This window comes from Vibrio makurazakiensis (genome assembly GCF_050337375.1).
Lineage (GTDB): Bacteria > Pseudomonadota > Gammaproteobacteria > Enterobacterales > Vibrionaceae > Vibrio > Vibrio makurazakiensis.
Window position 1 is genome coordinate 1 of record NZ_JAKJSW010000406.1, and the last position, 1,936, is coordinate 1,936.

Genomic DNA, 1,936 nt, shown 5'->3' on the forward strand with positions numbered 1-1,936 from the left:
TTGTAGATGTTCCCATGCACATAAACACGAGTGCCATTGGTACACACTTCGCCTTGAGTGTAGAAGTTTGCAACCATAGAGGCAGAAACGGCATCATCTAATTTAGCGTCATCAAATACGATCATTGGTGATTTACCACCAAGTTCCATTGTTACAGACTTAAGCGTTTTTGCGCTGTCAGCCATGACTGCTTTGCCTGTGCCTGTTTCGCCAGTGAAAGAGACTTTCGCGATGTCTGGGTGAGCAGTAAGCATTTGGCCAACACGGTAGTCACCTTGAACAACGTTGAATACACCATCTGGTAGGCCGGCTTCAGTAAAAATTTCGGCAAGTTTAAGTGCTGTGAGAGGGGTTTCTTCAGACGGTTTGAAAATCATCGCGTTACCAGCAGCAAGTGCTGGAGCCGATTTCCACATAGCGATTTGAATAGGGTAGTTCCACGCACCAATGCCTGCACAGATGCCAAGCGGTTCACGGCGAGTATAGAAGAATTGAGATTCGCTCAACGGCTGTTGGTCGCCTTGTAGCGTAGGCGCTAAACCTGCAAAATATTCAATTACATCTGCGCCAGATGCCACATCGACTTCAATTGCTTCTTGCAGCGGTTTACCCGTATCAACAACCTCAAGTGTAGCAAGGTCATTGTTTCGTGCTCTAAGTATTTCAACGGCCTTCAAAAGAATGCGACTACGCTCGACTGCTGTCATTGCTGACCAAACAGCAAAACCGCGCTTCGCAGATTCAATTGCATTGTCAACGTCAGCTGCAGAAGCTTGACCTAAAGAGGCAATAGGTTCGCCGTTTGCAGGGTTGATGCTAACGAATGTTTCGCCTGACGTCGCTTTTACTGCGTTGCCATCGATGTATAACGAGTTTATTTCCATTTGATATTCTGACTTATTATTGTTTTTAGGCTCTATAGGCCAATGCATGTGTGGTTTTTGTTTGCGTAACTTACCGTTGATTTGCCGCGACTAAGCTTTTTCGTGCTGCCGTTTTTTACGTTTTACACGAATAGAACGTGAGCTGTTTATCAAGGTAATCATTGATGATGGCATGCGCTTTTTGAGCATCTATCCCTTCAGGGTTTAGGGTGCCTCTTAGCCATATCCCATCAATGAGTGAAGCTATACCGTGTGCAACGAGTTCTGCTTGGTCACGCCCTAAAATCCCTTTTAACTCAAGACGTAGGTGGGAAAGTAGACGTTTTTCATTAACACGCTGAAGCCTTTTCAATTTAGCGTCATGCATTGAATAAGACCAAAAGGCCAACCATGCTTTCGCGACTTTATTTTCAGCCTGATAGCCTTCGAAGTTACCTTTGATTATCGCGTTGATTCGCTGCTGGTGAGCATCAGCAGGAAGTGCTTTTAATTCTGTTGTGATGGTATTTGAAAGCTGACGAAGGATTTCTCGCATGGTTTCTTCAAGTAACCCATGTTTACCACCGAAGTAGTGATTAATGATCCCTGTCGATACGCCTGCTTCTTTGCTGATCAGTGCAATGCTTGCGGCATGTAACCCTACTCGATCAATCACTGTCATAGTGGCTTGTACTAGCTGTGGTTTACGTATGTCTGGCATCCCAACCTTGGGCATTTCAGTGTCCTTTTATTTTTCATTGAACGTTCAATTAATTATAAAGTGACAGATAAATCGTTAGAGTTCAAATGAATATTTTACGTTTGCCGTGTTGTTTTGCATTGCGTTTTGGTGACTTTTCTTTCAAAAACAATTACTTAAATATTACTTAGAGGGCTAATTAAATTTATTAAAGATTCGAGGTGTGATGTTTATGGGTCAAAAGTTTTTATTCAACAATTAGCACCGTTTGGGATAGATTCGCTTATCGACGCTGAAGTTGTTAATATGCCGCTTTTTTAAAATCGAAGAACATTTATGTCTAAATTTTTCTATCGTGGCACACCTGATATTA

At 42.7% G+C, this 1,936-nt stretch carries 2 protein-coding genes; both read right to left on the reverse strand.

Translation table 11 applies throughout. The features are described from left to right. The coding region (locus L4C33_RS21950) for an aldehyde dehydrogenase family protein (protein ID WP_428814503.1) at positions 1 to 884 on the reverse strand (884 nt) is incomplete at its 3' end. A gap of 115 nt (positions 885 to 999) precedes the next feature. Then, positions 1,000 to 1,599, reverse strand: a complete 600-nt coding sequence (gene betI, locus L4C33_RS21955; RefSeq protein ID WP_428814504.1) for a transcriptional regulator BetI — start codon at positions 1,597 to 1,599, stop codon at positions 1,000 to 1,002. Positions 1,600 to 1,936 lie beyond the last annotated feature (337 nt).

Coding starts and splice junctions, on each gene's coding strand:
- betI (WP_428814504.1), bottom strand. CDS start 1,599: ATGCCCAAGGTTGGGATGCCAGACATACGTAAACCACAGCTAGTACAA.